Source organism: uncultured Pluralibacter sp. (assembly GCF_913775985.1).
Lineage (GTDB): Bacteria > Pseudomonadota > Gammaproteobacteria > Enterobacterales > Enterobacteriaceae > Pluralibacter.
Genome location: NZ_CAJYMB010000032.1, coordinates 18887 through 44057 on the forward strand (window position 1 = coordinate 18887; position 25171 = coordinate 44057).

A 25171-nucleotide genomic window follows, 5' to 3' on the forward strand; every position below is an offset into this window, starting at 1 on the left:
TTATGATTATATTCAATCATAATTGATTATATGTGAGCAACATCAATCTTTTCATTTTCGGTTTAAATTATAAATTTAGCCATCAAAGTGCGAGAGCCGCGAGAGCGATTGATTAAATTCAATCACCTCCGGCAACAGGAGAATATCGTGATTACCATTAACAGTACGTTGATTAGCGGAGCCGGAGCGATCCCCGCCCTTGCTCCTGTATTAGCGGGCAGGCAGCGCGTTTTGCTGCTCTCAGATGCCAATATCATCAAGCTTGAAGAAACACAGCAAATCGTGGCGCTGCTGCGTAATGAGGGAAGAGATGTTTACATTATTGACAGCGTTCCCGCAGAACCAAGCCAGCACGACGTAGCCAACATCGTGCGCGAGCTGCCGGATCGGACAATAGATATTGTGGTGGGTATTGGCGGCGGCAGCGTTCTGGATGTAGCCAAACTGCTGTCGGTACTGTGTGCTCCTGAATCAAAAAGCCTTGAAGCGCTGCTGGCCGGGGAAAAACCAACGCACCGTGTCACTTCCCTGCTGATACCCACCACCGCGGGAACCGGCTCTGAGGCGACACCAAACGCCATTCTGGCCATCCCGGAACAGAGTACAAAAGTGGGTATTATCTCACCAGTTCTGCTACCCGATTACGTCGCTCTCCTGCCTGAACTGACCACCAGCATGCCGGCACATATTGCCTCCTCAACCGGAATTGATGCCCTGTGCCATTTGCTGGAATGCTATACCTCTACGGTGGCGAATCCTGTCAGCGATAACGTGGCGCTGACCGGACTGTATAAGCTGCTGCGCAATATTGACGTTGCGGTAAGTGAACCTCATAACCTCAATGCCCGGCTTGAGATGCTCTGGGCATCCTATTACGGCGGTGCTGCGATTGCGCATGCCGGCACCCACTTGGTCCACGCGCTCTCTTATCCTCTGGGCGGCAAATACCATCTGCCCCACGGCGTGGCCAATGCCATTCTGCTGGCGCCCTGCATGAAAGTCGTGCGCCCGCACGCCGTGGAAAAATTTGCCAGGGTATGGGATCTCATTCCCGGTGCTGATACAGCGCTGAGCGATGATGAAAAATCCCATGCACTGGTGGCCTATCTTGCCGATCTGGTTAAGCGCCTGAACCTGCCTGATAACCTGGAAACGATGGGCGTTCCCCGCAGCGATATTTCGTCGTTGAGCGATGCTGCGCTAAATGTGAAGCGCTTAATGAATAACGCCCCCTGCACCGTCAGCCATGATGAGGTACAGGGCATCTATCACACTCTTTTTCCTAAAAATTAAGCGCTGCGGAGTCCGTTATGACAAATAACATTCAGGGAGTATTAACGGCGGTAATAACGCCTTTTGACGCGCAGGGAGAGCTCAATTTTCCCGCATTAAAATCTCAGGTAAATCGCCAGCTCGCTGCCGGAAACGGTATTTTCTGCGGCGGCACCAACGGCGAGTTTTTTGTGCTCAACGAGCGTGAAAAAATCGCCGTTACCGAAACCTGCGTCGCGGAAGTGGCCGGACGCGCAAATGTAGTCGCACATATCGGCGAAATATCTACCCGGGAAACTATCCGACTGGGTAAGCAGATTGAAACGCTGGGTGTTGATGCGGTATCCGCCATCGTGCCTTATTTCGTGCCGCTCTCGCAGGAAGAGCTGATTGCGCACTATAGCGAGATTGCCGATGCGCTCAGCGTGCCTGTTTTTCTCTATAACATCCCGGTCCGGACCGGCAACGTCCTTGAGCCGCAGACCGTGCGTCGGCTGGCCGCTCATCCCAATATTATTGGCATAAAAGATAGCGCGGGCAGTTATGAAAGCCTGAACGGTTTTCTGACAGCGGTAAAAGATATTGAAAACTTTACGGTGTTAAACGGCCCGGACTCTCTGATTCATAGAGGATTTGTAGAGGGCTGCTCGGCCTGTATTTCCGGTTTAGCCAATGTCGCCCCCGCAGAGATCAATGCTATCTGGTCCCGCTTCAATGCCGGTGATATTGAGGGTTCAGCGCGGGCCCAGGAGAGTGTCACCGGCCTGCGTACCGATCTGTATCGCGTGGCGTTCTCACCTGCAGCAGTGAAAAAAGCGCTGCAGCTCATGGGGCACGATACCGGCGAAAGCCGCTACGCGGTGCGCTTTACCCCGGATCAGGAACAGCAAATTCGCCAGATTGTGACCCAGTACCTCCAATAATTAACACACTCTGACTAATAACCAGAAAGCTGGGCACATTGACGTGCCCGGGTTTTATACGCCCTAAGAGAGGTCTGTATGAACCATTTTTCAGCTGAAGATACCCTACTTATTATCGGCATTGTCATTGCCTATATTATTTTCACAACCTGGCTGACATTCCGCTTACGCAGTAAAAACAGCGGCGACTTTATGGAAGGCTCACGCGCAATGCCGGCTTTTGTCGTCGGTATTTTATTGATGTCTGAATTCATCGGTGCTAAATCCACCATTGGTACCGCGCAGGCTGCATTCGAAGATGGCTTTGCCGCGTCCTGGTCTGTTATTGGTGCTGCCATTGGCTTTCCGCTCTTCGGACTTCTGCTGGTGAAGCGTATTTACAGCACCGGAAAGATTACGATCTCCGGCGCAATTGCAGAAAAATACGGTACAACAACTAAAAATATTATTTCGCTAATCATGATTTACGCACTGCTGCTGGTAAACGTAGGTAATTATGTTAGCGGCGCGGCGGCTATTTCCACCGTATTAAAAGTCAACCTGCCTGTTGCAGCCTTTATTACCGCCATCGTCAGTACATTCTATTTTGCCTTTGGTGGTATGAAAGGGATGGCGCTGGTGACGGTGATTCACAGTGCGCTGAAATATTTTGGCGTCATCGCGATCCTGTGGTTTGCCCTGTCGCAAACCGGCGGCCTACAGCCAATGATCGATCACATGCCGGACTACTACTGGACCTGGGATGGCAATATTGGTGCCACCACCATTGTGGCCTGGCTCATTGGTACAATCGGATCTATTTTCTGCACCCAGTTTGTCATTCAGGCGATCTCGTCGACTAAAGATGTGAAATCGGCCAAGCGCGCGACTTGGGTTGCCTTCTTCTTCTGTATGCCTATCGCACTGGCTATTGGCGTCATCGGCGTCGCGGCTAAATATCTGCATCCGGAAATTAATAGCCTGTACGCGATGCCGGTATTCCTGCAGGACATGCGCCCCTGGATGGCAGGCCTGGTCACAACCTCGCTGGTAGCTTCCATTTTTGTGAGCGTCAGTACGGTTGCGCTGGCCATTGCTTCTCTGGTGGTCAAAGATTTTTATGTGCCTTATCGCAAGCCGACGCCGGAGCAGGAATTTAAAGCGACCCGCTGGCTGTCGCTGTTTATCGGCTTTCTACCGCTGATTTTCGTGCTGTTCGTGCCGGAAGTACTGAAGCTGTCGTTCTTTACCCGTGCCATTCGCCTCTCCATTTCGGTCGTCGCGGTTATCGCATTCTATGCCCCGTTCTTTAAAAGCGCCCGCGGCGCAAATGCCGGCCTGATAGGCGCATGCGTGATGACTTCTGTGTGGTATATGCTCGGCGATCCCTTTGGTATTAATAACATGTACATCGCGCTGATCACCCCGGCCATTATTATGGCGCTGGACTACCTGATCCCGAACAAAGCGAAAAACTCAACACTCTCCACCTCTGTCGAAAATAATGGAGCCTGACATGACCGTAACCGTAAATCGTGATGGCGTCGTACGCCCTCTGGAGCAGGACAGCGCTGTTGCCATCGCAATGTTGCCGTCAGAATGCCCACAGAATCACGCCGCTAATGTACTGCCGCTGCCGGATGGCACGCTGATGTGCGTCTGGTTTGGCGGTACGCAGGAGGGCATTGCCGATATTTCCATCTGGAGCTCGCGCCTGGCACCGGGCAGCCAGACATGGAGTGAAGCGGTTAAACTCTCCGATGACCCAACCCGCTCGGAACAGAACCCGGTACTGTTTTTGGCACCTGACGGTACGCTGTGGCTGATGTGGACTGCGCAGGTTTCCGGCAACCAGGACACGGCGATTGTGCGCTATCGCCAGTCGAATGATTTCGGGAAAACCTGGGGGGCAATTGATACTCTCCTTGATAAGCCGGGCACGTTTATCCGTCAGCCGATGACGGTGCTGGAGAACGGAAACTGGCTGCTGCCGGTATTTTACTGCCGCACCCGTCCGGGTGAAAAGTGGGTGGGCAACGACGATATCAGCGCAGTGAAAATTTCTGCCGATCGGGGAAAAACGTGGCGCGATGTAGAGGTCCAGGACAGCCTGGGCTGCGTACACATGAACATCACGCCGCTGAAAGACGGCAGTCTGGTGGCGCTGTTTCGCAGCCGCTGGGCGGACAATATCTATATCAGCCACTCTTCGGATAACGGAGAGAGCTGGTCATCTCCGAAGCCTACAGAGCTGCCAAACAATAACTCCTCGATCCAGGTGACAACGCTTGAAAGCGGCGAGCTGGCGCTTGTTTTCAATCATATGAGTGCCGCAGGCGCCTCCGAGCGCAGAGCCTCCTTGTACGATGAAATTGACGATGGCGACGGACGCAAAGAGCCTGAAGTGAAAGAGGGACGCTCGGCATTTTGGGGCGCGCCGCGGGCTCCGATGACCGTAGCGATTTCGGGCGACGGGGGCCTCAGCTGGCCCTGGCAGCGAAATCTGGATGAAGGCGACGGCTACTGCATGACCAATAATTCTCAGGAAAAGCTGAACCGGGAGTTCTCTTATCCCAGCATAAAACAGGGCCACGACGGGGAGCTGCACATTGCCTATACCTATTTCCGCCAGGCAATTAAATATGTCCGCGTTACCCCGGCGTGGGTAAAAGGCGGTGAATCATGATTGTTGGCAATCTCGACGCCCTGTCCCAGGCAGGCTTGCCGGCGGTGCTTAACGCCATCCTGGCCACCGAGGGCGCAACGCTCTCCGCCCTGAAGGCCAGAGAAGACGGACGATGGCAGCCGGACGGCGCACAATGGTTCTGCAATATTGGCCCGGCGCAAACGCAACACCGCGAGGCTCGCCATACCGAATATCACCGCCAGTGGGCCGATATTCAGGTGATCCTTGAAGGCAGTGAACTAATTTATGCCGCCGCCACCGCGGTTATGCAGCCTGATGATGAAGAACGTAAGCAGGACTTATTCATCACTCCGCGCACGCCGACGGGCGTCTCGATCCAGCTCGGTGAAGGGGATTTTGCGGTATTTCTACCGGGAGAGCCGCATCAGGCGCTGTGTGCCGTAGATGTACCTTCTCAAGTCAGAAAAGCCGTATTCAAAGTGCCAAAGGCGCTACTGGAGGCATAAATGCAGCTTGCAATAGTGACCGGGGCAAGTTCCGGGATTGGACAGGCAACGGTCCGACTGCTACTGGAAAGAGGCTGGTCCGTTATCGGGCTCAGCCGCCGACCCACGGCAATTGACGATCCGCATTTTCGCAGTATCAGCGTCGATCTTACCTGCAGTGATGCTCTGAGGGAAACCCTTGCCGGGCTCGAAACGCCGCAGGCGATTATTCACGCTGCCGGTATCATGGCCGCCGCGCCGCTGGGCAAACTTGAAAGCGATATCGGCCAGCAGCTGTGGGCGCTTCACGTTCAGGCTGCAGAAACCGTTATGAATCACTTTGCCCCCCAGATGCAGGCCGGAGGCCGCCTGGTTGTCGTAGGAAGCCGCACCTCTCGCGGCGCGGCAAATCGTTCACAGTACGTTGCAACCAAAGCCGCGCTAGTGGGGATGGTACGCAGCTGGGCGATGGAGCTGGCGTCGCGCGGGATCACTGCAAACGTGGTCGCCCCCGGCGCAACCGCGACGCCGATGCTGACTCAGCCAGGCCGCGCGGCATCAGCGCCAATCATGCCGCCAATAGGCCGTCTGATCCAGCCCCAGGAGGTAGCAGCGCTGATCGCCTTCCTGCTTCAACCTGAGGCCGGAGCCATTACCGGTCAGGAGATCGCGATTTGCGGCGGCGCGTCGCTGGGTAAATAGCACTTTCATTAGCAGCTTGTTATATCAATAAGCGCCGCACCTCCGCGGCGCTTTTTACGTTTACTGAGAAAAGCCATCATCGGCGGATGTGGCAAACCGCAGCTTGAGGCGGATATCAGCGCTCTAAGAACAACAAAAAATTAAGTTTCACCGGGCCCGTGCCGCCTTTAAAAGCAAACCTTTGCCGGAGCCTCAAGGATGAAACTCGCCTTTATACTTCTGTTTTCGCTGCTGTTGACCGGCTGCGCCACCATTGTTGGCCGCAGCGACGAGCGCGTGCTCATTGACAGCATTCCCTCACGCGCCACGTTTACCATTACCGATAAGTACGGGCAGATTGCCGCCTCCGGGACCACGCCGCAGTACGTGGTGCTGAAAAAATACGACGGCGGCTATTTCGGCGGATTCCGCTACACGCTGACGCTGTCCCATCCGGGCTACAGCTCGGTGAACGTGCCGCTGGCGACCCGTCTCAGCAACTGGTACACCTTCGGCAATCTGGTGTTCCTGGGGCTGCCGGGCTGGCTGGGCGTCGATCCGTTCTCCGGCAAAATGTACACCCTGAAGCAGAATCCCGTGCAATACCGCCTGCGCCCCTGCCCGCGCGGGCCCTACTTTTATACCTGTATCTGATCGCAGAATGAAAACGGGCCAGCATCCTGCCGGCCCTCGTTGCTACAGGTGACGCTCTCACTCCCAGCCGGGCACCGCCCCGCCGTTAAAAATGCGCTCGGCGGCGCTGGCAACTTCCGGCGACTGATAGGCCTTGACGAAGTTTTTCACCTTCTCTGCGTCTTTGTTGTCCTCGCGGGCCACCACGATATTGACGTAGGGCGAGTTCCGGTCTTCGATAAAGATGCTATCGCGCACCGGCGACAGGCCGGTCTGCTGGATGTAGGTGGTGCTGATAATCGCCACATCGACTTTCGGATCGTCGAGCACCCGCGGCAGCTGCGCGCCCTCCAGCTCGATAATATTTAAATGATGCGGATTATCGACGATATCCACCGCCGTCGGCAGCAGCCCTTTATCCGGGCGCAGGGTAATCAGCTTCTCGTTTTGCAGCAGCAGCAGTGCCCGGCCAAGGTTGGTGGGATCGTTGGGAATGGCGATGGTCGCGCCGTCACCCAACGCCGAAACGGATTTTATCTTGCGTGAATAGCCCGCCATCGGAAAGACAAAGGTGTTGCCCACTGCCACCAGGTGATAGCCGTGGGCTTTGTTATCCTGCTCCAGGAACGGGCGGTGCTGGAAAACGTTGGCATCCAGCTCTCCGGCATTGGTCGCATCATTAGGCAGCAGCGAGCCGCTGAAGCCCACCAGCTCGACGTCGAGGCCGTACTTCTCTTTCGCCACTTTTTTGGCTACTTCGGCCACGTCCTGTTCAGCGCCGTTAATCACACCGACTTTAATATGCTTTGCATCGCTGCTGCCGCCGTCGCAGCCTGCGAGCAACAGCCCGGCCAGCGCCAGCGCGCCGAGAGAAGGTAACGCTATTTTCACGCCCGATTTCCTCTTTAAAAACAGGACTCTCCTGTGGATATCGACTATAGCGAGTTTGCTGCCGGGAGGTTTAAAACGAAAAGGAATGAATCAGAACGAAAACGACTAACGAAAATGCGCGCGCTGCTGCGTGAGCGGCGCGCGCGGGGATGTTATTTGGCGAGGGTATTGGCGATGGCGTTGAACATCAGCGACGCCTCCAGCGGCTGGGCGCTGAATGACGGCTCCGCCTTCGGCCACGTTGACCACTGCACAATCACCAGCTGCTCTTTCGGGTTAACGACAATCACCTGGCCAAAGATGCCGAGCGCCCACATCGTATCCCGGCTCTCAAGCCCCTTCACCGGCGCGACGTCTTTGGCATTGACCGGCACGCTGTTGTTCCACCACTGATAGCCGTAGCTGCCGTCAGGGTGGCCGGCCGTCACCGATTTGTCGGCGGTATTCCAGGTTCTGGCGTCTTTCACCCAATTATCCGGCAGCACGCGGGTGCCGTCAGGCAGCACGCCGTCGTTCATAATAAACAGGCCAAACTTGCCCCAGTCTTCCAGCGTGGCGTTAAAGCCGTGGGCGCCAACGTCGTGCTTGCCGGGCTGGTAGCTGTGCCACACGCCGTCGTGGGTCATACCGTACGGCTGCCAGATTTTTTCCTGCAGATATTGCGCCAGCGATTTGCCGGTGGCTTTTTCCAGCGTATCTCCGAGCAGCCACGCGCCGCCGGAGGAGTATGACCACGCTTCGCCAGGCTTCGCGTAAGCTTTGCGCGCCGGATCGTTAACCAGCGCCTTCACGCAGTCGTAGGTGCCCTTGTTGGCTTCACACTGGGTCAGCTTCGCGAAGTCAGACTGCGGGTTGGTATAGTCCTCGTTCCACTTTACGCCGGAGGTGTGCTGCATCAGCTGGCGTACGGTGACGTGTTCCCAGGCAGTGCCCTTCACGTCCGGGTTGTACTTCACGATCTCATCGTCGAGCGAGGCAATTTTGCCCTCTTTTACCGCTGCACCTACCAGCGTAGAGACTACGGATTTGCCCACCGAGCGGGAGGTCCAGAGCGTGGTCGGCGTGTTGCCGCTGCCGTAATACTGGTATGCAATGCTGCCGTTTTTAATCACCATCATCCCGGTGACGTCATTGCGCTTGATGTAATCCTCCACACCGTAGCGGTGGCCGTGGTACTCGTAAGTCGCCTCCTTCAGGGAGCGCGATACCAGCGGGATCGGACGGGGCTCGCCGGCTTTGAATACGTCCCCCGGATAGGCGCGGAAGTCGCTGCGAAAACCCACTACACGCTGCTGGCGATCCCAGGTGAGCATATCTTTAACGTCGGGAAGCCGGGTATCCGCAGGCTGCGGGCAGGCGGCCAGCTGCGGCACGCCGCAATCGTTAGCGGGCTGCGCCGCAGCGGCATTAAGGCTGAAGCCCAGGCAGAGGGCGAGGAGGCAGAGTTCAGTTTTCATCTTGCGCATAAAGTTGGCCTTCATCGGTAAAGTAAATGATGCAGGCCACACTGTAGGTGAAGAGATTCGGGCAGGTGCAGTCAGTAAGCGGGGGAAAATCCCCCGCAGCGGATTGTCTTGCTACAGCCCCAGCAGGCTCAGCCCCGGATGATCGTCCGGGCGGCGGCCCTGCGGCCAGTGGAACATCCGCTCGCTGTCGGCGATAGCCAGATCGTTGATACAGGCGAAGCGGGTGCGCATCAGGCCGCTGCTGTCGAATTCCCAGTTCTCATTGCCGTAAGAGCGAAACCAGCTGCCGCTGTCGTCGCGCCACTCGTAGGCGAAGCGCACGGCGATGCGGGTATCGCCGAAGGCCCACAGCTCTTTAATCAGGCGATACTCCAGCTCGCGGGCCCACTTGCGCTGTAAAAAATCCACGATCTGCGCGCGGCCGTCGATAAATTCGCTGCGGTTGCGCCACTGGCTGTCCGGCGTATATGCCAGCGCAACCTTGTGCGGATCGCGGCTGTTCCAGCCGTCCTCGGCGGCGCGGACTTTCTGAATGGCGGACTCAAGGGTAAAGGGCGGCAGCGGCGGGCGAGATTCTGTCATAGTGTTCTCCGGGAGTTAGCTCGGGGCGTATCAGGCATCCTGCCACAGCCCCGGGCAAACGTAACCGATTATTGATGCGAGGTGCGCAGCGGCGCTTCCCGCAGCAGCCACGACAGCACAAAGGCCGCCGCCATAATGCACGCCGCCATGGTAAATGCCGCGTGGATAGCGGAGCCGAAGGCGTCCAGATAGCCGAGGCGCAAATTCTCAGGCAGATGGTGAATGGCATCCGGATTCATGCCGGGCGGGATAACCGCGTTTTCCGGCAGCAGGCGGGTCAGGCTCGACTGCAGAACGTGGTTAAACACCGCACCAAACAGCGCCACGCCGATGGAGCCGCCAATGGAGCGAAACAGAGTGACGCTGGAAGTGGCGACGCCGTACATGTTGGCGGCAACGGCGTTCTGCACCGCCAGCACCAGCACCTGCATCACCAGTCCGAGCCCCATGCCCAGCACGCCGGTAAACAGGTACAGGTGCCAGGTGGGTGAATCAATAGTGATGCGCGTCAGCAGCGCCATACCCGCCGTGCTGAACAGCGTCCCGAGAATAGGAAACAGCCGGTAGCGGCCGGTGCGGCTGATGATGCGCCCGCTGATAATCGAGGTCAGCAGCAGGCCGCCCATCAGCGGGATCAGCTGCAGCCCGGCCTCGGTGGGGGTAGCGGCTTTCACCACCTGCAGATAAAGCGGCAGGAAGGTTACCGAGCCGAACAGCGCCATGCCGATAATAAAGCTCATCAGGCTGCACAGCAGAAAGCTGCGGTTGCGAAACAGCGACAGCGGAATAATCGGCTCAAACGCCAGCCGCTCTTCGTAAATAAACCCGCCGATGCCCACCAGCCCGAACGCCAGAATGCACCACAGCTGCGGATCGTCCCAGGCGTGAACCGAGCCGCCCTCAGAGGTAAACAGGGTGATGCACAGCAGGCCCATGCTGAGATAGAGCGCGCCGAGCCAGTCAATCTGATGCTCGCTGCGCTTGCTGCTGCTGCGGAACACCGCGCCAATCACCAGCAGTGCAAACAGCCCCAGCGGCAGATTGATGTAGAAGATCCAGCGCCAGGAGGCGTGCTGAACGATAAAGCCGCCAATCAGCGGGCCGATCACCGTGGCGAGGCCGAACACCCCGCCGAACAGCCCCTGATAGCGCCCGCGATCCGCGGGCGGGATGACGTCCGCCACCGCGGCCATGCTGACCACCATCAGCCCGCCGCCGCCGAGCCCCTGCAGGCCGCGCATCAGCACCAGCTGGGTCATATTTTGCGCCAGCCCGCACAGCGCCGAGCCGAGCAGGAACAGCACGATGGCGATTTGCAGCACCCGCTTGCGGCCAAACAGATCGCCGAACTTGCCGTACAGCGGCACCACAATGGTCGAGGCGAGAATATAGGCGGTCACCACCCAGGAGAGCCGGTCCAGACCGCCCAGTTCGCCAACAATAGTCGGCAGCGCCGTTGATACGATGGTCTGATCCAGCGCCGACAAAAGCATCACCAGCAGCAGAGCGCTGAACAGCAGACGAATGGATTTGACGCCAGTCTGCTCAGGCTGCTTGATAGATTGAGAGTCCATAGCTACACGCGATTGAAATTAATTAAATAGATAATTAATATTTGTAGAAGTCACCGTTCAGGTCAAGGGATATTGCGTAAATGACAGCATCAGCCGACAAAGATAAATCTGATAAACCGCGGCGTCCGGGCCGCCCGCGCGGCAAAAAACCGGGCACCGCCAATCGCGAACAGCTGATAGATATTGCCCTGGCGCTGTTTGCCCGGGACGGTATCGCCCGGGTATCGCTTAACGCCATTGCCCGCGAAGCGGGCGTCACGCCGGCGATGCTTCACTACTATTTCAACTCCCGCGAAGCGCTGGTGGAGGAACTGCTGGAAGCCCGCTTTATGCCGCTGTGCGACCGCATCGGCGCGGTTTTTCTGCAGCACGCCGACAATCCCGTCAGCGCCTTTACCGGAATGGCACAGGTGCTGGCCGACATGGCCGGAAAGCACCCCTGGTTCGCCCCGCTGTGGATGCACGAGATGATTGGCGAGGTGCCGGTGCTGCGCCAGCAGATGAATGCCCGCTTCGGGGAAGAAAGCTATCGCCAGATGCTGGACAGAATTGCCGGCTGGCAGGCAGCGGGAAAACTCAATCCCGGCCTGACGCCGGAGCTGGTTTTCCCCACCCTGATAAGCCTGGTGCTGATGCCGTTTTCACGCGCCCGCAGCGACGCGCGCATTCAGGGCATCAGCGCCGAACGCATTGTCAGCCACGCGCTGGCGATGATGAATCAGGGGATACGGGGTTAGAGCCTGTTTCAACAGGCATATATGCCGCAGTCAGTTTCGCGCCGGCCCGCGCGGAGAAACCGCCGCGTACTGAAGTCCGTGAGGATGCCGGGCGCGGCCCGGCGCTAAAATTGCACGTCAATTAACCTGATGCGCCAGGCTCTTCGTCAGGTAGTGGCGCTGCATCCCCTCATAGGGGAAATCCTGCAGGGTATGGCTCAGCGTGAAGCCACACTTCTGATAAAACGGCAGCGCCTGAAAGCTGGCGGTGTCCACCAGCATCTGGCGGCAGCCCACTGGCGAATGCGCGCCTCTGCCTCGGCGATAAGCGTGCTGCCGAGCCCGCACCCACGAGCTTCCTCGCTGACCCACAGGTAGTCGATGCACAGCCAGTCGCCCTTGCGCTTGCCGATCAGCCCGCCGCGCATTTTCCCCTGCGCGTCACGGGCGTACACCCCGAGACTGTACCAGTCACGGGTATCAATAAACTGGCTGTTGTAGGCCCGCAGGCCGGCAAAGAGTTCTTCCTGATCTTGCGCGGTAATAACGTCCGTAACGTCGATCTTCATCTTATTCTCCCGTTCAGCCTGCTTTTTATTTTCATTTATTTATAACATCCGCCTGCGATATGCGGTATTCGCCGCACATCGAGCCAGATTGAGCAGATGTGACGGCGGCAACTTCCGTTTTGTTCCTTCTGCGACTATTCTTCGAGCAAACAGTAAGTTATCGAGGGAAAGATGGGATCCACCAGAAAAGGGATGCTGAACGTTCTGATTGCCGCCGTGCTGTGGGGAAGTTCAGGAGTGTGCGCGCAGTACATCATGGAGCAGAGCCAGATATCGTCGCCGTTTTTGACCATGGTGCGGCTGATTTTCGCCGGATTTATTCTGCTGATGCTGGGCTTCGTGCACGGCGATAAAATTTTCCGCATTCTGAAAAACCGCCGGGACGCGCTGAGCCTGCTGCTGTTTTCGGTGGCCGGCGCGCTCACCGTGCAGCTGACCTTTCTGCAAACCATTGAAAAATCTAACGCCGCTACCGCTACCGTGCTGCAGTTCCTGTCGCCGACGCTTATCGTCAGCTGGTTTGCGCTGGCGCGCAAGGCCCGGCCCGGCTGGCCGGTGATAGCCGCTATCTGCACGTCGCTGGCGGGCACTTTTTTGCTGGTCACCCACGGCAGCCCTACTTCGCTCTCTATCTCGCCAGCGGCGCTGCTGTGGGGCATCGCCTCGGCTTTCGCGGCGGCGTTTTACACCACTTATCCCTCAACCCTGATTGCCCGCTACGGCACGCTGGCGATTGTCGGCTGGAGCATGCTGATCGGCGGCGCCTGCCTGCTGCCGTTCTACGCCGGATCGGGGACACACGTGACGATGAGCGGCAGCCTGGTGCTGGCGTTTTTCTATCTGGTGGTGATTGGAACCTCGCTGACCTTCAGCCTCTATCTGAAGGGCGCGCAGATGATCGGCGGCCCGAAGGCCAGCATCCTCAGCTGCGCGGAGCCGCTCAGCAGCGCCCTGCTGTCGGTGCTGCTGCTCGGCGTCAGCTTTGCCCTGCCGGACTGGCTGGGCACGCTGCTGATCCTCTCTTCGGTGGTGCTTATCTCCCTCGACTCCCGCCGCCAGGCAAAGGTCAACCGCAGGGCTACTTGATCCGCACCTTGAGCAGCACCAGCAGCGCGGTAAACAGCATCAGGGAACCGGAGAGCGCAATCGGTGACAGCAGGCCAAAGTGGTCCAGCGCGATGCCGCCAAAGGCGGCACCGCAGGTGTTTGCCATCTGGATCACCGCCACCTGAATGGAGCCGGCCTTTTCAGCCTGATCCGACAGCGAGCGCGTTACCCACGTTGACCAGCCCACCGGCACCACCGCGAAGGCGGCGCCCCAGACAATCGCCACGCCCACCGCCACCGCTTTTTCATGGCCCCACAGCAGCAGTAACGCCGCGCAGATCGCCAGCAGCAGCGGCGCGAGGGCCAGCGTTGCCTTCACCGAGAGCTTCATCAGCAGCGAAGAGAAAGAGGTGCTGACGAAGCTGGCGATGCCGAAGCTCAGCAGAACCAGCGTCAGGCCGTTAACATCAAACCCGGCCAGGCTCATATAGATCGGCCTGATGTAGGTGAAGAAGGAAAACTGACCGACAAATGAGGTGAAAATAGCGAGCATACCGGCCACCACGCCGGGACGCCTAAGCAGCGCCAGCATGTTGGCGCGCGGCCCGGTATCGCCCGGCAGCGAAGGCAGCGCCTTCCATACCCAGAAAATACAGAGCACGCCCATCACCGCCGCGACGTTAAAAACGTTGCGCCAGCCGATCAGCGCGCCGAGGAAGCTGCCCAGCGGTGCGGCGATCACCAGCGCAATCGACAGGGCACCAAAGATAATCGACAGCGCTTTCGGCACGAACAGCGTCGGCACGAGACGAATGACCAGCGACGCCGACATTGCCCAGAAGCCGCCGAGCGCCAGGCCCAGACAGGCGCGTCCGAGCAGCAGCATGGTAAAACTTGTGGCAAAGGAGACCAGCAGGCAGGAGAAGGTGAGCAGCGCGGCGAAAGCGATCACCACGTAGCGGCGGTCGGTGCGGCCAATGGCGTGGGTGATGAACAGGCTGGAGAACATGGCAACAAATGAGGTCGTGGTCACCGACTGCCCGGCCAAACCTTCGGAAATGCCGAGCTCCTGCGCCATCGGCGTCAGCAGGCTGACCGGTAGAAACTCGACGGTAATCAGGCCGGCAACGCAGCAGGCAACGGCAAACACGGCAGACCAGTTGGGCCGCGCCAGCGTTGTGGAGGAAGTTAACGTCCCGGAAGTTACACTCATTGATTTACCGCGCAAAAAATTGTAATAGTTGCGCAGTGTAACATTATAACCGTGACACAATTAACAATTCGCCAACTTTAGCTATGCATTTTTGCTACTTGCTAATGCAGCCAGCTGACGCCCGTATCCTGCATAAACAGCGCGTTATAGCGGTGCTGGAGGGCGTTAAAGTCGGCGATATCCGGTTCCAGCTCGCGCAGAAAGCCCAGCGCCAGCCGAACCTGCGCGTCGGTCAACGGCGATGCGAGCCGCCCCTTTTGCAGATGGCGGTGCCACCACAGCAGGTTGCTTTCGCTGCCGTTAACAATCGCCACCTGCCAGATAAGCAGGATCTGAGCGGCATTCAGCAGGTGCGCCTCATTGGGGCGCTCCAGATAGCGCAGATACTCTTCGCCCGCGCTTTTTCCCATCTGATCGATCATCGATTCCACCGGCTCCGGCGTCACGCCGAGGCGCTCGCTCAGGCGCTTAATTGCCCGGCGAGAGCCGGAGGTCAGGATGCGAAATCCCACCACAAAAACCGCCACCAGAGTGGCTATCATCACCCAGACCATGCATCCTCTCTCTTCGCCGCTGCCCGGACATAATAAGGACATCCGTTCCAAAAGCCAGACCGGCGCGGCGATTAGTGAGAATCAGTCAAAATACTGTCCCAGCGTATTGAATACCCCCGGATCGCTCTGGTGGCGGATAACCTGGCTGACGTCTTCCAGCTTGTCTATCTGGCTAATCATCTGCTCCAGCCGCGTGTCGTTGTTGACCAGCAGCCAGATGCGGCTGCGGTCGCTGTGCTGGATCGGCAGGCAGAGAATACCCTCAACGTTGAAGGCCCGGCGGGCGAACAGGCCGCAGACGTGGGTCATTACCCCCGGATGGTTGCGGACAGTTAGCTCAAGAATAACGTTGTCATGAGTCGCGTTTTGCATGGCTTATTCCCCCACCATTTCAGTATTTGCCGCACCCGGCGGCACCATCGGCCAGACTTTTTGTTCAGGATCGATCCTGACGTGAATTAACGCCGGGCCGGGACGCGAGATAATCGCCTGCAGCGCCGCGTGCGGATCGGCTTCGGCATTAAGATCGCAAGTTTGCAGGCCAAATCCGGCGGCAATCTGCATAAAGTTGATGGTGCCGGGATAGGTCGCGGCGAACACGCCCTGCTGGTAGAACAGGCTCTGCTGCTGGTGCACCAGCCCCAGGGCCTGGTTGTTCATCAGGATAATTTTTACATCGAGCTGGTTTTCCGCCGCGGTCGCCATCTCCTGAATGTTCATCATCAGGCTGCCGTCACCGGAGAAGCAGATAACCTTGCGGTGCGGGTTCGCCAGCGCCGCGCCGACGGCGGCGGGCAGGCCAAATCCCATAGTGCCGAGGCCGCCGGAGGTGAGCCACTGGCGCGGGCGGTTCAGCGGATAGGCCTGGGCGGTCCACATCTGGTGCTGGCCGACGTCGGTGCTGATAATCGCCTCGTCGTCCACGCAGGCGGCAACCGCGTTAATCAGCCCGTAGTGGCTCAGGGGATCGCGCTCCTGAGCGATAGCGGAGGGAAATTCCTGCTGCAGGTCAGAAACCAGCTGGCGCCATTCGGCACGCGGCCGGGCTTCAATCAGCGGGATCAGCTGATCCAATACTTCGCCAACATCCGCCTGCATCGCCACGTGCGGCTGCTTGATTTTGCCCAGCTCGGCGCGGTCGATATCCACGTGGATGATTTTGGCATTCGGGCAAAATTCCGCGGTTTTGCCGATCGCCCGGTCATCAAAACGCGCCCCCAGCACAATCAACAAATCTGACTCCTGCAAAATGTAGTTGGTGCTGCGCGCGCCGTGCATCCCGAGCATGCCCAGCGACAGCGGATGCGCCTTGGGCAGCATACCGAGCGCCATCAGCGTCATGGTGGTGGGCAGGTTCGCTTTTTCCGCCAGCGTGCGGATCTGCGCCGGGGCGTTGATCACCCCGCCGCCCAGATAGAGCACCGGGCGCCGGGCAGCGTTAATCATCGCCGCCGCCGCGCGCACGTCGGCAAGATCGAATACCGGCGCCGGGGCTTTGCAGCCGGGCATCGGCAGATCGGTGATGTCGATTTCCGCCGTCTGCACGTCCTTAGGAATATCTATCCACACCGGCCCCGGACGCCCGGACTGGGCGATGCGGAAAGCGTCGCTCATCACCTGCGGAAGCTCGCTGATGTGGCGCACTAAGTAGTTGTGTTTGGTGATGGGGATAGAGATGCCGTAGGTATCCACTTCCTGGAACGCATCGGTACCAATCATTGAAGCCGGCACCTGTCCGGTAATACACACCAGCGGAATCGAGTCGAGCCGCGCGTCGGCAATGGCGGTCACCAGGTTAGTGGCGCCCGGCCCGCTGCAGGCGATGCACACCGCCGGTTTACCCTGGGTGCGCGCCATGCCCTGGGCGATAAAGCCCGCGCCCTGCTCGTGGCGGGCCAGCACGTGACGAATCTGGCTGCTCTGGCTCAGGGCATCGTACAGCGGCAGCACCGTGCCGCCGGGGATACCGGCAACGGTGGTAATACCCTGGCGCTCGAGTAAATGAACGATTAACTGCGCGCCGGTAAAGCGCTTTGCCTGCGGGGCAGGTCGTGACGGTGCGGTGCCCGACATTGTGTCCGAAGTTGCCATGCTCCAGTCCTTTTTATTCTGGGCCGACTTTCCGGGGGGCGTCTTAATAAAAAACCCCGCCCGGTTTGCGCCGGCGGGGTTTTGGAATCGTGTGTTCCGGACCCTACGGCGCGTTGCCGACGACCACCACCACACGCACGACGACTACCGCGGCGGAGTGCGCGGTAAGTAGTAGGTTCTGTGCGTTGCGGATAGCGTTCATTAGGGACCATGACGTTTTTTTGGATGACCGAATTATACAAACACAGCTTGCGGCAGCTGACAATGAAATTATCGGGCAGCATGGAAAAAGAGGATAAAGATCGCGTGCCGCCGCCGCTGCGCACCAAATCGTGCCGCTGATAGCGATCCGCGCAGAATTAAAAAAGCTAAAAGGGTCAGTTTGGTTATCGAAAATTATTGTACGTTAAAGTTGTTGTTTGACTTTTCGACTTTAGATGGCCTCAGCCGGAAACTCACCGAAACATTATATGTTATTGTTTTTAATGATATAATTTCATATAAGGTTGATGTACACCCAGCCTAACGGCAACAAATGTGATAGCAGTCACTCGTTGATCTCTGCCCCTTTACGCTTTAAGGCATAGACCGCTCTGTACGTATATACCCTAAATAATTCGAGTTGCTTGAAGGCGGCAAATGAGTGAATCCACGGGAGCTTGACTTTCGTAAGTCACCGGGGTGAACGAGCGCAGCCAACGCACAAGCAGCTTAAGTATAACGGGTATAGACTGTATTCCACAGGGATATGGCAGTTGTCTGGAGCGTTAGTCCACTGGCGTGATAGCTCTAATTTCGGTCCTTGATTTCACCCAAACAGTGTAGGAATAGCGCGCGCGAGCGCGTTACGGACTTCTCCTTTATTCAGCTTCGCCTGTACCTGCCAACAAAGTGCCGGAGCGCGGAGCCAGTCAAGCATAAGCAGATGTAGCGACATGACGTATTTCCTCCAGACTGGCAACAAATTCAGTCCATAGGAGTATATTTTCTATTACAAGCCATGGATCATCCTCAGCAGTCTGCTTTCAAGATAGTCACTATGCTGCTGGCCTCGGTTTGGGGTAATCAATGGGCATTACCGCATTAACGACTGATGGCCGCACCTGCCTCTCACCTTTGATGATCTTATTGTGATGGTTATCAAAAAAATGAAATGCCAATAATCTTTGATTATCATGTTTTGTACCAGAATTTCAGAGGGTTGGGTGGAGTACGTCCACTTATCCCTCTGAACACTAATTGACATCAAATCATCACCGGTAGTATTGTTTCGTAACCGGTTACGGAGAAAGAATGACAACAATTAAAGATATAGCAAAAAAAGCCGGGGTATCCGTAGCAACTGTATCTAGAGCAATAAACAACAAAAGTGATATCAGCGAAGATATGCGGAAGTACATTCTGAAAATTATCGACGATATGGGCTACGTACCGAATTCCATAGCAAAAAACCTGTCCCATGGCCGGACGAACCTTATTGCCGTCATGCTGCCGACGTTAAACAACCAGTTCTTTTCGGATTTATTATCTGAAATAGAGAAAGAAGCTAACAAAAACGGGTATAACACACTGTTCTTTAATAGCAGTGATGATCGGACCAAGGTTGAATATTACCTTAACTCGATGCGCAGTAATTTTGTCTGCGGAGCCATAATTAACTCACTGTCGGTCACCGGTAAGGATCTGGAGAATCTCGAAAAGAATGGTATTAAAACCATCACAATAGACCGTTCAGGCTCTGATCCTCATTATTCATCAGTGACGGTAGACCATAGAATTGGTGGCAGGTTAGCGACAGAACACCTGTTTGAAAGAGGCTGTGTAAATCCGATCATGCTTTCGGGGACGCCAGATGATGAGATTGCGAATGAGCGTATGGCGGGATTTTCTGAGGTTGTATCATCAAAAACAGGTCGTAAAAATATTACCGTCGTCCACAGTGATTTAACATCGACGGGTGGATATCATGCCTTTATGGAATTTATTAATAAAGGTGAAAAATTTGACGGTTTATTCTGTTCGAACGATGCCATGGCATTCGGCGCCATCCGTGCCTGTATCGACTCAGGAATAAAAGTACCCGATGATGTGCTGGTGGTTGGATACGATAATTCATCGATGGATGAGATTTTTATACCAAGGCTAAGTTCGATAAATCAGCATCTAAATAAAATTGGCCAACTCTCAATTAAAAGCATGATTGAGCTCATCAATGGTAAAGCTGAAATTAAGCATTTAATTATCACACCAGAACTAGTTATAAGAGAATCAACCTTCAAACGAGAATAGAAATAAGGAGTCATTATGTACGATATCGTCGTCATGGGCAGTATTAATATGGATGTGATTGTGAACTGCCATGAATTTCCAAAGAGTGGAGATAATACATTCTGTAAATCCATTCAGATGACAGCCGGCGGGAAAGGCAATAATCAAGCGGTCAGCGCCGCCCGTTACGGAAAAAAAGTCTGTTTTATTGGCTGTATTGGTGATGATGATGCCGGACGTCAGCTGCGTCAGAATCTAAAAAAACGCCGGATTGACGATTCGTACATGATCGTAAAAGAAGGGGCGAAAACGGGCTCCTGTGTAGGTCTGGTTGAGCCGAGTGGTGATAACACACTGTTGGTGAACCTCGGCGCCAACTTCGCTTTCGGTCCGGAAGATGTCAGCAAAGCACTGGAAGAGATCAGCGGGAAGATCCTGCTGATTCAGATGGAAACCAGCCAGGAATCCGTCCTTGCTGCCATGCGAATGGGACGTGCAAAAGGCATGTTTGTAATCCTGGACCCGGCACCGGTACAGGGCATTAATCCTGAATGCTTCCCTTATGCTGATTTAATTGTTCCGAATAGCAGTGAAACCCATCATATTACCGGTGTTACCGTGAATGATGAAAAAAGTGCACTGGAAGCCGCAAAAATCATTTATAAAATGGGAGTAAAAAACGTCATTATTAAAATGGGTGGTGATGGTTGCCTGCTTTATCAGAATGAAAAATCCGTCTTTATTCCAGCACTGAGAGTTAATGCAGTCGATACTGTCGGTGCGGGTGATTGTTTTGCCGGAGCGCTAGCCAATTATCTAATCGACGACGAAAATAATATAGAAGATGCTATCCGATTTGCACAGGTTGTCGCTGGCATTAAAGTTTCAAGGGCAGGTGGTCATGATGCGATCCCGGCGATGGATGAAGTGAAAGCCGTTATCGAAAGTATTACTGCCTGATTAAACAACCAATAATATTAACTCTGTATTAACTATTCCTGTTATTCAGGAAGGGTGGGCTACATGCTTTCGCAATTAAATTCATATTTCTCATCGTTTATATCGTTGGGTGCACCGGCAATGATGTTTTTCATCATTACGCTACTTTCATTGTTGTTTCGTGTAAAAATATCAAAAGCCCTCGAAGGAGGGATTCTGATGGCGGTTGCCCTGACCGGAATGGGGGCTGTTATTTCATTATTAACCGGGGCATTTGCACCGGCGCTGAATAAATTCGTTGAATCAACCGGGGTTTCTCTCTCAATTACGGACCTGGGGTGGGCCCCGCTGGCAGTAATCACCTGGGGTTCAATGTATACACTTTATTTCGCGACGGTCTGCATTATTATTAATGTCCTGTTGCTTTCTCTGAAGCGTGTTAAAACTCTGAACGTCGATTTGTTTAACATCTGGAACATCTCAGTGATTGGACTATTGACACTGTATTATTCAGAAAACAACCTAGTTCTGACGACGTTTGTGGTAGGTGTGATTTATATTCTGATGCTGGTTAATTCAGATGTAATGCAACCACAGATAAAAAAATTACTGAAGTATGAACAGAGTAGTATTACCACTACCGCGCACCCTTCTTTACTCATCTGTCCTCCGGTTCTGATGGTGAATGAACTTATTTCACGCTTCATTCCATTTATCGACAAGTACGATTTTGATGCAGAAAAGCTGAACGAAAAAATTGGCTTCTGGGGTTCGAAATTTGCTATCGGCGTCTACCTTGGATTCTTTGTCGGTATTCTTGGCAAGCTGCCGATGAGCGAGTTGTTTGCGTTGGCCTTTACTGCCGGAGTCTCCCTGGAGCTGTTCAGTGCAGTCGGTAACTGGTTTGGTCCGGCTATCAAACCGTTGTCTGATGGTATTGCCAATATGATGGAGAAGCGTTTCAAAGGTCGCCAGATTTATGTAGCAATTGATTGGCCAATTCTGGCGTCCCGCGCAGAGCTGTGGGCCGTGGCGAATATCCTGGCGCCAGTGTTACTGGTGGCGGCCATTATTCTACCCGGAAACAAAGTATTGCCACTGGGGGGGATTTTACTGACCGTACTGGCCCCAGCCTTGCTGATTATTACTCAGGGTAAGGTAATCCGTATGACCCTGATTGGGACGGTGCTGATCCCACTATTTTTATGGGCCGCCACGCTGATTGCCGAGTTTGTAACCAGGACGTCTATCGCTATGAATAGCTTCCCAAAAGGACTCTCGCATGACCAGCTATTCTCCTCCGTGGACTCTGATCCACTTGAAAAAATGCTTTCCATGTTAATCGCCAAAGCCAGCGTGTCTCTCGATATGCAGATGGTGGTGATGTCTGTTATCGCGGTCGTAGTCTATCTGAGTATGTTTATTTGGTATTTCCGCCGGATGCAGCAAATTAATACGGTCCGTTTTGTATGTGATCCTTCTGTAAATTTTGAGGTGGTTAAATGAGACTTTTAGGGGCATCCCTGATGTGTGCCGATTTCCTTCAACTTGGTGGGCAAATTCTGGAGCTGGAGAAAGGAGGTATCGATTTCTATCACATCGATATCATGGATGGCCAGTTTGTCGATAATTTTGCGCTGAGCATTGATTTTATCCGTTCAATAAAACCACTGACGACGCGTCCTATTGATGTGCATCTGATGGTGGATAAACCGGAGCGCTACATTGAGCCGCTGGTCAAAGCTGGTGCGGATATTATCACTGTTCATGCCGAAGCAGTCACCCATCTGCACGGTGTGCTGAGCACCATTCGCAGTTGTGGTGTAAAAGCCGGGGTCGCACTGAATCCGTCCACAAACGTGGAATCTTTAGGATACGTAGTTGATCTGATTGATGTGCTCCTCATTATGACCGTAAATCCAGGTTTTGCGGGGCAGAAATTCATTGAGACGATGCACGAAAAGGTTCGTTTTGCACATACCTGGCTTAAAGAGCACGGCAGTGATGCCGTCATCGAAGTTGACGGGAATATAGGTCACCACACCATTCCACCATGTGTCGCGGAGGGTGCAGGAATGTTCGTATTGGGTACCAGTGCACTGTTCCATAACCGCGGAACGCTCACTGAAAATCTGGCGGAAACCCGGGCAATCACTGACACTGTCTCAATGGAATCATGAATATATTAAGATCTCCAATGTGACCATAATAAAGGCCCCTCTTTTGGGGTCTTTTCAAAAAAATCGCAATTATTCCGTTCTTTCTTTTGAACAGCGTCCTGCCTTATTTCTCCCATTCCCCATAATAATGAATTGATGTTCGCATATGGAATTAAACAAAAACGCCCATCTACGATGCTTCCCGGACAGACAGATAGCAATTTCCTATCAGTCACCTTGCTGACCCATCCGCACCTCGCTCAAAATTGGCAAGCTCGACTACATCTTAGAGGTACAAAAAACCGTCTTAACGTACAATAATTTTCGATATCCAAACTGATCCCTAAGACAGCCCTCCAATAATAACTTCTGCTAACCGCCACTCCGTTTTTGCAGGCGAGATCCGCGCCTTTTGACCGCCATCACATAAAGCAAGGTTCCCCTCTGGACTTGGCGCTGCACAGCCATTAGTTTTAGGACGTCTACCGGGATTGTTACTGAACCCAGGCAAAACCTAAGACACCTGCTGCAGCCCGGCTGCGCGCAGGTGTCTTAGGTTTTTTTTTGCGCGTTGTTAAGGAAAGCTCCGGCGAACGAGCAGCCATTTCACAGGATAAGTACGGGAAAGAGCATGAAATATGAGGAACTGGCGCAGGAAATTGTGCGCCGCGTCGGCGGCAGGGAAAACATTCAAAGCCTGGTACACTGCGCCACGCGCCTGCGCTTCAGGCTTATAGACGATACAAAAGCTGACGCTGAGGCGCTGAAGGCCAACCCGGAGATCATTATGGTGGTTGAAAGCGGCGGCCAGTTTCAGGTGGTTGTCGGCAACCACGTTCACGACGTCTGGCTCGCAGTGCAGCAGGCCGCCGGCCTTAGCGATGACGTACCGCCCGCAGAAGAAAAAAAGGGCAGCAGCGCAGGGCTGCTGGCGCGCTTTATCGACGTTGTTTCCGGCATTTTCACGCCTTTTATCGGCGTAATGGCCGCCTGCGGGATCCTGAAAGGCCTGCTGGCTATCGGGCTGGCGTGCGGCCTGATGAATCCGGCCCAGGGCACCTACCGCATCCTCTACGCCGCCGGCGACGCGCTGTTCTATTTTTTGCCGATGATCCTCGGCTACACCGCCGGCAAAAAATTCGGCGGCAACCCGTTCGTGACCCTGGTTATCGGCGGCGCGCTGGTGCATCCCCTGATGATCGAGGCTTTCACCAGCGGCTCGACGGAGACATTTTTCGCCATCCCGGTGGTATTTATTAACTACACCTCGTCGGTGATCCCCATTATCTGCGCCGCCGCCTTCAGCTGCTGGCTGGAGCGGCTGTGCAACAGGGTTATGCCCTCAGCCGTTAAAAACTTTCTGACGCCGCTTGTCTGCATAGCCATCACCGTGCCGCTGACCTTTCTGGCGATCGGCCCGCTGGCTACCGGGTCAGGCGAGCTGCTGGCGGCGGGCTTTCAGTGGATTTATCAGCTCGCGCCGTGGCTGGCGGGCGGCCTGCTCGGCGCGCTGTGGCAGGTGTGCGTGATTTTCGGCCTGCACTGGGGGCTGGTGCCGCTGATGATGAACAACCTGGCGGTGCTGGGCCACGATCCGATGCTGGCGATTATCGTGCCCTCGGTATTTGGCCAGGTCGGCGCGGCGCTGGGCGTGCTGCTGAGAACCCGGGACGCCAGGCTGAAAACCCTGGCGGGATCCGCCGCCGTCGCCGGCGTCTTCGGCATCACCGAGCCCGCGGTTTACGGCGTGAATCTGCCCAACCGCCGGCCGTTTATTTTTGGCTGCCTCGGCGGCTGCCTGGGCGGCGTTATTGTCGCCCTCAGCCAGACCCAGGTTTACTCGATGGGCCTTGCCAGCATTTTCACCCTCGCCCAGTCTATTCCGCCGGACGGTATTAACGCCGCAGTTTGGGGCGCGGTTATCGCTTCCGCCGCCGCCTTCCTGACCGCCGTTCTGCTGACGCTCGCCGCCGGCCTGCCGCGCGCGGCGGCACCGGCTTCGCAAGTGTCGGAGCGCGATATTCTGGCGCCGCTGAGCGGAAAGGTGATTGCGCTGGAAGAGGTGCCGGATCCCACCTTCGCCAGCGGCCTGATCGGCGGCGGCGCGGCGATTGTGCCCGCCGAAGGGTGCGTGGTCGCGCCGTTTCACGGCCAGGTTTCCTCGCTGTTTTCCACCCGGCACGCCGTGGGGCTGCTCAGCAGCAGCGGCATTGAAGTATTAATCCACGTTGGCATCGACACGGTAAAGCTCAACGGCGAGCACTTTACCGCCTTTGTACAGGAGGGCGATGTGGTGAAGCCGGGCGATCCGCTGATTGCCTTTGACAGTCAGGCAATTACCCGCGCCGGATACGATCTCACTACGCCAGTGCTTATCAGCAACAGCGACGAATACGCCGGGCTTGAGCACGTCAACCGCGCGCCGCAGATCCGCGCCGGCGAGCCATTTTTGCAGGTTAAATAACGCTTAAGGAGCATCAGA

Annotated in this window: 23 protein-coding genes and 2 pseudogenes; 14 read left to right on the forward strand and 11 right to left on the reverse strand. The window is 55.5% G+C overall.

Going from position 1 to position 25171, the window contains the following annotated elements; all coding sequences use genetic code 11:
* Nucleotides 1-147: 147 nt before the first annotated feature.
* The 7 genes from QZ766_RS04325 to QZ766_RS04355 all read left to right on the forward strand — a co-directional run bounded on the left by QZ766_RS04325 (nt 148) and on the right by QZ766_RS04355 (nt 6641).
* Nucleotides 148-1293, forward strand: a complete 1146-nt coding sequence (locus QZ766_RS04325; RefSeq protein WP_297197743.1) for an iron-containing alcohol dehydrogenase — start codon at nt 148-150, stop codon at nt 1291-1293.
* A 17-nt stretch (nt 1294-1310) separates the two neighbouring features.
* Complete coding sequence (locus QZ766_RS04330; RefSeq protein ID WP_297197746.1) at nt 1311-2195, forward strand: dihydrodipicolinate synthase family protein; 885 nt, start codon at nt 1311-1313, stop codon at nt 2193-2195.
* A gap of 78 nt (nt 2196-2273) precedes the next feature.
* The gene (locus QZ766_RS04335; RefSeq protein WP_297197748.1) at nt 2274-3689 is read left to right on the forward strand and encodes a sodium:solute symporter family protein; all 1416 of its coding nucleotides are present in this window, start codon (nt 2274-2276) and stop codon (nt 3687-3689) included.
* A gap of 1 nt (nt 3690) precedes the next feature.
* Complete coding sequence (locus QZ766_RS04340) at nt 3691-4860, forward strand: exo-alpha-sialidase (RefSeq protein ID WP_297197752.1); 1170 nt, start codon at nt 3691-3693, stop codon at nt 4858-4860.
* Nucleotides 4857-5327, forward strand: coding sequence for a YhcH/YjgK/YiaL family protein (locus QZ766_RS04345; protein WP_297197755.1), 471 nt, complete (start codon nt 4857-4859; stop codon nt 5325-5327). The genes QZ766_RS04340 and QZ766_RS04345 overlap by 4 nt, the downstream gene beginning before the upstream one ends.
* Complete coding sequence (locus QZ766_RS04350) at nt 5328-6008, forward strand: SDR family oxidoreductase (protein ID WP_297197762.1); 681 nt, start codon at nt 5328-5330, stop codon at nt 6006-6008.
* A 198-nt stretch (nt 6009-6206) separates the two neighbouring features.
* A complete protein-coding gene (locus QZ766_RS04355) occupies nt 6207-6641 on the forward strand; it encodes a hypothetical protein (protein WP_297197765.1) in 435 nt (144 codons plus the stop codon).
* A 57-nt stretch (nt 6642-6698) separates the two neighbouring features.
* On the opposite strand, the gene nlpA is transcribed toward QZ766_RS04355, so the two are convergent.
* The 4 genes from nlpA to QZ766_RS04375 form a co-directional block, all read right to left on the reverse strand.
* The gene (gene nlpA / locus QZ766_RS04360; protein ID WP_297197768.1) at nt 6699-7511 is read right to left on the reverse strand and encodes a lipoprotein NlpA; all 813 of its coding nucleotides are present in this window, start codon (nt 7509-7511) and stop codon (nt 6699-6701) included.
* 152 nt (nt 7512-7663) lie between these two features.
* Entirely contained in the window at nt 7664-8977 is a 1314-nt protein-coding gene (locus QZ766_RS04365) for a serine hydrolase (RefSeq protein WP_297197770.1), read from the reverse strand.
* Between the two features lie 111 nt (nt 8978-9088).
* Nucleotides 9089-9559: a nuclear transport factor 2 family protein gene (locus tag QZ766_RS04370; protein ID WP_297197773.1), complete on the reverse strand. Its 471-nt coding sequence runs from the start codon at nt 9557-9559 to the stop codon at nt 9089-9091.
* Nucleotides 9560-9627: 68 nt separating this feature from the next.
* The gene (locus tag QZ766_RS04375) at nt 9628-11133 is read right to left on the reverse strand and encodes an MDR family MFS transporter (protein ID WP_297197776.1); all 1506 of its coding nucleotides are present in this window, start codon (nt 11131-11133) and stop codon (nt 9628-9630) included.
* An 80-nt stretch (nt 11134-11213) separates the two neighbouring features.
* Between QZ766_RS04375 and QZ766_RS04380 the strand changes: the two genes are divergently transcribed.
* The gene (locus QZ766_RS04380; RefSeq protein ID WP_297197778.1) at nt 11214-11870 is read left to right on the forward strand and encodes a TetR/AcrR family transcriptional regulator; all 657 of its coding nucleotides are present in this window, start codon (nt 11214-11216) and stop codon (nt 11868-11870) included.
* A 117-nt stretch (nt 11871-11987) separates the two neighbouring features.
* On the opposite strand, the pseudogene QZ766_RS04385 reads toward QZ766_RS04380, so the two are convergent.
* Nucleotides 11988-12418 (reverse strand): annotated as a pseudogene (locus tag QZ766_RS04385) (GNAT family N-acetyltransferase).
* A gap of 171 nt (nt 12419-12589) precedes the next feature.
* On the opposite strand from QZ766_RS04385, the gene QZ766_RS04390 reads away from it, so the two are divergent.
* On the forward strand, nt 12590-13504 hold the full coding sequence (locus tag QZ766_RS04390) for an EamA family transporter (protein WP_297197781.1): 915 nt from the start codon (nt 12590-12592) through the stop codon (nt 13502-13504).
* Here QZ766_RS04390 and nepI read toward each other — a convergent pair.
* From nepI to QZ766_RS04420, 6 genes and pseudogenes are all read right to left on the reverse strand, one after another.
* Entirely contained in the window at nt 13497-14678 is a 1182-nt protein-coding gene (gene nepI, locus QZ766_RS04395) for a purine ribonucleoside efflux pump NepI (RefSeq protein WP_297197784.1), read from the reverse strand. The two genes, QZ766_RS04390 and nepI, sit on opposite strands and share 8 nt — an antisense overlap.
* 101 nt (nt 14679-14779) lie before the next feature.
* Nucleotides 14780-15232: a DUF1198 family protein gene (locus QZ766_RS04400; protein WP_297198064.1), complete on the reverse strand. Its 453-nt coding sequence runs from the start codon at nt 15230-15232 to the stop codon at nt 14780-14782.
* 81 nt (nt 15233-15313) lie between these two features.
* Entirely contained in the window at nt 15314-15604 is a 291-nt protein-coding gene (ilvN, locus tag QZ766_RS04405) for an acetolactate synthase small subunit (RefSeq protein WP_297197787.1), read from the reverse strand.
* 3 nt (nt 15605-15607) lie between these two features.
* On the reverse strand, nt 15608-17323 hold the full coding sequence (gene ilvB, locus QZ766_RS04410; RefSeq protein WP_297197789.1) for an acetolactate synthase large subunit: 1716 nt from the start codon (nt 17321-17323) through the stop codon (nt 15608-15610).
* A gap of 103 nt (nt 17324-17426) precedes the next feature.
* Complete coding sequence (ivbL, locus tag QZ766_RS04415) at nt 17427-17525, reverse strand: ilvB operon leader peptide IvbL (RefSeq protein WP_297197792.1); 99 nt, start codon at nt 17523-17525, stop codon at nt 17427-17429.
* A 524-nt stretch (nt 17526-18049) separates the two neighbouring features.
* A pseudogene (locus QZ766_RS04420) lies at nt 18050-18248 on the reverse strand (Tn3 family transposase); the annotation flags it as partial.
* A 368-nt stretch (nt 18249-18616) separates the two neighbouring features.
* Here QZ766_RS04420 and QZ766_RS04425 point away from each other — a divergent pair.
* The 5 genes from QZ766_RS04425 to bglF all read left to right on the forward strand — a co-directional run bounded on the left by QZ766_RS04425 (nt 18617) and on the right by bglF (nt 25153).
* The gene (locus tag QZ766_RS04425) at nt 18617-19612 is read left to right on the forward strand and encodes a LacI family DNA-binding transcriptional regulator (RefSeq protein WP_297197795.1); all 996 of its coding nucleotides are present in this window, start codon (nt 18617-18619) and stop codon (nt 19610-19612) included.
* A 15-nt stretch (nt 19613-19627) separates the two neighbouring features.
* On the forward strand, nt 19628-20551 hold the full coding sequence (rbsK, locus tag QZ766_RS04430; RefSeq protein WP_297197797.1) for a ribokinase: 924 nt from the start codon (nt 19628-19630) through the stop codon (nt 20549-20551).
* 63 nt (nt 20552-20614) lie between these two features.
* Nucleotides 20615-22036 (forward strand): PTS transporter subunit IIC, encoded by a 1422-nt coding sequence (locus QZ766_RS04435; protein ID WP_297197800.1) that lies wholly within the window; start codon nt 20615-20617, stop codon nt 22034-22036.
* Nucleotides 22033-22710: a ribulose-phosphate 3-epimerase gene (rpe, locus tag QZ766_RS04440; RefSeq protein WP_297197803.1), complete on the forward strand. Its 678-nt coding sequence runs from the start codon at nt 22033-22035 to the stop codon at nt 22708-22710. The genes QZ766_RS04435 and rpe overlap by 4 nt, the downstream gene beginning before the upstream one ends.
* Nucleotides 22711-23320: 610 nt before the next feature.
* Nucleotides 23321-25153, forward strand: a complete 1833-nt coding sequence (bglF, locus tag QZ766_RS04445; protein WP_297197806.1) for a PTS beta-glucoside transporter subunit IIABC — start codon at nt 23321-23323, stop codon at nt 25151-25153.
* Nucleotides 25154-25171 lie beyond the last annotated feature (18 nt).

Bases quoted from the DNA above. Each gene is read 5' to 3' on its own strand.
- nepI (WP_297197784.1), bottom strand. From the start codon at position 14,678: ATGAGTGTAACTTCCGGGACGTTAACTTCCTCCACAACGCTGGCGCGG.
- ivbL (WP_297197792.1), bottom strand. From the start codon at position 17,525: ATGAACGCTATCCGCAACGCACAGAACCTACTACTTACCGCGCACTCC.
- QZ766_RS04365 (WP_297197770.1), bottom strand. From the start codon at position 8,977: ATGCGCAAGATGAAAACTGAACTCTGCCTCCTCGCCCTCTGCCTGGGC.
- QZ766_RS04390 (WP_297197781.1), top strand. From the start codon at position 12,590: ATGGGATCCACCAGAAAAGGGATGCTGAACGTTCTGATTGCCGCCGTG.
- QZ766_RS04400 (WP_297198064.1), bottom strand. From the start codon at position 15,232: ATGGTCTGGGTGATGATAGCCACTCTGGTGGCGGTTTTTGTGGTGGGA.
- QZ766_RS04370 (WP_297197773.1), bottom strand. From the start codon at position 9,559: ATGACAGAATCTCGCCCGCCGCTGCCGCCCTTTACCCTTGAGTCCGCC.
- QZ766_RS04355 (WP_297197765.1), top strand. From the start codon at position 6,207: ATGAAACTCGCCTTTATACTTCTGTTTTCGCTGCTGTTGACCGGCTGC.
- QZ766_RS04435 (WP_297197800.1), top strand. From the start codon at position 20,615: ATGCTTTCGCAATTAAATTCATATTTCTCATCGTTTATATCGTTGGGT.
- QZ766_RS04375 (WP_297197776.1), bottom strand. From the start codon at position 11,133: ATGGACTCTCAATCTATCAAGCAGCCTGAGCAGACTGGCGTCAAATCC.
- rbsK (WP_297197797.1), top strand. From the start codon at position 19,628: ATGTACGATATCGTCGTCATGGGCAGTATTAATATGGATGTGATTGTG.
- QZ766_RS04350 (WP_297197762.1), top strand. From the start codon at position 5,328: ATGCAGCTTGCAATAGTGACCGGGGCAAGTTCCGGGATTGGACAGGCA.
- QZ766_RS04345 (WP_297197755.1), top strand. From the start codon at position 4,857: ATGATTGTTGGCAATCTCGACGCCCTGTCCCAGGCAGGCTTGCCGGCG.
- QZ766_RS04335 (WP_297197748.1), top strand. From the start codon at position 2,274: ATGAACCATTTTTCAGCTGAAGATACCCTACTTATTATCGGCATTGTC.
- ilvB (WP_297197789.1), bottom strand. From the start codon at position 17,323: ATGGCAACTTCGGACACAATGTCGGGCACCGCACCGTCACGACCTGCC.
- QZ766_RS04425 (WP_297197795.1), top strand. From the start codon at position 18,617: ATGACAACAATTAAAGATATAGCAAAAAAAGCCGGGGTATCCGTAGCA.
- QZ766_RS04330 (WP_297197746.1), top strand. From the start codon at position 1,311: ATGACAAATAACATTCAGGGAGTATTAACGGCGGTAATAACGCCTTTT.
- bglF (WP_297197806.1), top strand. From the start codon at position 23,321: ATGAAATATGAGGAACTGGCGCAGGAAATTGTGCGCCGCGTCGGCGGC.
- QZ766_RS04340 (WP_297197752.1), top strand. From the start codon at position 3,691: ATGACCGTAACCGTAAATCGTGATGGCGTCGTACGCCCTCTGGAGCAG.
- QZ766_RS04380 (WP_297197778.1), top strand. From the start codon at position 11,214: ATGACAGCATCAGCCGACAAAGATAAATCTGATAAACCGCGGCGTCCG.
- rpe (WP_297197803.1), top strand. From the start codon at position 22,033: ATGAGACTTTTAGGGGCATCCCTGATGTGTGCCGATTTCCTTCAACTT.
- ilvN (WP_297197787.1), bottom strand. From the start codon at position 15,604: ATGCAAAACGCGACTCATGACAACGTTATTCTTGAGCTAACTGTCCGC.